The sequence below is a fragment of the Streptomyces sp. NPDC054840 genome (assembly GCF_053611065.1).
This window is the reverse complement of sequence record NZ_JBSGZP010000875.1, coordinates 1-2,527: the sequence shown is the minus strand read 5'-3', so window position 1 is coordinate 2,527 and position 2,527 is coordinate 1. Positions and strand designations below refer to the sequence as shown.

The window sequence follows — 2,527 nt, the reverse complement described above, 5'->3', positions numbered from 1 at the left end:
CTTCTACACCGAACACGTGGAGGCCGACGCCGTCCACGAACAGGTCGTACGCCACGAGGTCATCGGAGGCCTCCTCGCCGAGGAGCCGGACCTGGAGGCGGACATCGCGTTCGGATGTGCGGCAACCGTCCTGCTGGAGGACCGCCTCGCACGCCACATCCGCGAGAACTGGGACCAGGGCCGCAGCGCACTGCGCAGGCCGTTGCCGCCGCAGGCATGACGGGGGAGGGGCGTCGACAACCCACGGAGCGGCAGGGGCCGTGCCGTACGGCCGGCCGCACGGCCCGTGCTCCTCACCGCGGCTCGGTGTGATGTCCTGCGCGAGGCCGTCTCTTCCGGATCTTGTCGGGTGAGCCCGGGTCGTCCGGGGCGGTGCCTCGCAAGGCGGAGGGGCGCCCGTGTACCGGACGTACCCGGGTGCCCCACGACGCGGCGAGAGGCCGTGCCGGGCGGGCCGGACCCGGCAAGATCCGAACGAAACGGCCTGGTGCCGCGAGCATGCCGACGTGGGCGCGGTACCTCCGGGACCGCCTGCTCTACGCCACCGCACCGACCGTGGCCGCGAGGGCGGCGACGGCCAGGGGAACGGTGGCGTGGACGTCCAGCGCCTCGGTTCCGGTGACCGTCCCGAGGCTGCGACGGGCTTCCGCGCTGGAGGCGACCACCGCGGCCGCCGTGCCCGCGTCGCGGCACATGCGGTCCGCCCTGACGACGATGCTCACGGCCGCGGGACTCAGTACGGCGTCGGACAGTTCGAGCACGACGGGCCTGGTTCGGTGGGCGGTCAAGAGGTGGTCGATCGTCCACGTCGTCGCGGCACGACGGCCGATGTCGAGGTCGGCTTGCAGTCGGATGATCAGCACTCCGCTGTCGGTCACCTTGATGGGCAGCACGGACACTCCTTCGCTGGGCAACCCGCAACTGTTGTGTACCGGTCACGTGCCCTGACCTTGCGGTGGCATGCGCACGAACGGCCGAGCGCGTGGAAGACGCCCCCGCCGCACGGGCCGGGCTCGGCTCGCCCACCGCCGACTACCGGGGCCGGTCGTCCTCCGGTTCGGCCCGGTCGACCTCGTCCGGGTGGAGGACCCGGGCGGTCCTGATCCTGCGTTCGTTGGCCCTGCCCACCCGCTCGGCGTCCGCCGAGGGCTGGGTCCCGGTGCCCGTGCGGGAGGGGACTCCGGGCCTTCGCCCGTGCTCGTCCGCGGTTCCGCCTTCGTGCTGCAATCGAGGTCGCCGTGCCTGCGGCCTGTCGTCGTTCTCGCCCGCGGCGCTCATGTCCGCACCTCCTCCGTGCCCGCTCTTCCCTCTCCCGTCCGCCTACCCGGTCACGCACGGTCGAGACATTCGAGGGGCGCGCCCGGGGGTGGGGCCCCGGCCGTGCCCTGGCCCGGGCCATCGGGCTCGCGGTATGCCAGCGGCTGCGGCGGGGAGCTCCGCCGTACGCTCGCGGGATGACCGACAACGAGATCAAGCTGAAGGCCATCGCGGCACTGACGGGTGTGCGGAGCGGGATCGGGGCGGACTACGTCTCCTCGCTGCTCGGTGAGGTGACGCCGTCGGAGTTCCTCGTGCCCGCGGAAGCCGATGCGGCAGAGGTCGGGTCCGCGATGCTGGATCAGCTCTCCGGCCCGCTCAGTGCCCTGATCAGTGGCTTCGTGATGGCCTTCGAGGCGGTCGCGGACGCATTCGACCAAACGGGGGCGGAGGCATCCGCGCAGGAGATCCTCCAGGACCTCGCCCTGCGACTCGCGAGCGAATCCGACTGATCCGGCTTTTCTGCGGCGGTACGCCATGCCCTCGGTCAGGCGGGGGAGTGGGGGGACCGACGGTGGCCCTGTGAAGAGATCGCAGCGTGAGCAGGCCCTCGGACGGTGACGTCTTCCGGTGCGGAGCCGGTCGGTCGCGCGGTTCGACGTCCGGTTCTCTGACGGGCACCGGCAGGGGAGCGGTGAGCGGTGAACCTCGCGCATGCGAGCCGTGTGACGGGGCAGACGGCCTAGAGGAGGTGGATGACGCTGGTGCCTCTGTGGCCGGTCGGCTTCGCGGCCCACCGGCGGGCGGTGGCGGAGGCTGGTACCGCTGTGGCTCGCGATCGGAGGAACGAGGGCGACCGGCGTCGTTGCGGACCGAGCCGACCAGCCCGATCCGCTCGTGCACCGTCACGAGTAACCCGCCGATGTTCACGCGTACGGCCCAGAGCCGGAGTCTCGTAGACACGCGGCAGCCGCCGGCCTCGCCGCGCAGGATTGTCCGTTCCGACCTAGTTTGGGCCCGTCGAGATTTTCCCACCACCAAGGAGACACCATGGCAGACAAGGGAAAGATGGATCAGGCCAAGGGCAAGGCCAAGGAAGCCGCCGGAAAGGTCACCGGCAGTGAGCGGATGAAGGCCGAAGGCAAGACGGATCAGGCCAAGGGCAAGGCGAAGGAAGCCCTGAGCGACACCGAGAAGCGCGCCCGCGGAGTCCAGGACTCCCTGGGCGACAAGCGCGACAGGACCTGACGCCGCCCCGGCGAGTCCCGCC

5 protein-coding genes are annotated in these 2,527 nt (G+C 71.3%); 3 read left to right on the top strand and 2 right to left on the bottom strand.

Annotated features, from left to right (window positions below; translation table 11 throughout):
• The coding region (locus tag ACWGIU_RS35335; RefSeq protein ID WP_453712185.1) for an iron-containing redox enzyme family protein at positions 1–220 on the top strand (220 nt) is incomplete at its 5' end.
• A gap of 316 nt (positions 221–536) precedes the next feature.
• Here the strand turns inward: ACWGIU_RS35335 and ACWGIU_RS35330 are convergent.
• Both ACWGIU_RS35330 and ACWGIU_RS35325 read right to left on the bottom strand, forming a co-directional pair.
• Positions 537–893 (bottom strand): hypothetical protein, encoded by a 357-nt coding sequence (locus ACWGIU_RS35330; protein WP_453712184.1) that lies wholly within the window; start codon positions 891–893, stop codon positions 537–539.
• A 139-nt stretch (positions 894–1,032) separates the two neighbouring features.
• The gene (locus ACWGIU_RS35325) at positions 1,033–1,278 is read right to left on the bottom strand and encodes a hypothetical protein (RefSeq protein WP_453712183.1); all 246 of its coding nucleotides are present in this window, start codon (positions 1,276–1,278) and stop codon (positions 1,033–1,035) included.
• 176 nt (positions 1,279–1,454) lie between these two features.
• Between ACWGIU_RS35325 and ACWGIU_RS35320 the strand changes: the two genes are divergently transcribed.
• The gene (locus ACWGIU_RS35320; RefSeq protein ID WP_453712182.1) at positions 1,455–1,769 is read left to right on the top strand and encodes a hypothetical protein; all 315 of its coding nucleotides are present in this window, start codon (positions 1,455–1,457) and stop codon (positions 1,767–1,769) included.
• Positions 1,770–2,307: 538 nt separating this feature from the next.
• The gene (locus ACWGIU_RS35315; protein WP_453712181.1) at positions 2,308–2,505 is read left to right on the top strand and encodes a CsbD family protein; all 198 of its coding nucleotides are present in this window, start codon (positions 2,308–2,310) and stop codon (positions 2,503–2,505) included.
• The last annotated feature ends 22 nt before the right edge of the window (positions 2,506–2,527 follow it).

Bases quoted from the DNA above. Each gene is read 5' to 3' on its own strand.
- ACWGIU_RS35320 (WP_453712182.1), top strand. From the start codon at position 1,455: ATGACCGACAACGAGATCAAGCTGAAGGCCATCGCGGCACTGACGGGT.
- ACWGIU_RS35325 (WP_453712183.1), bottom strand. From the start codon at position 1,278: ATGAGCGCCGCGGGCGAGAACGACGACAGGCCGCAGGCACGGCGACCT.
- ACWGIU_RS35315 (WP_453712181.1), top strand. From the start codon at position 2,308: ATGGCAGACAAGGGAAAGATGGATCAGGCCAAGGGCAAGGCCAAGGAA.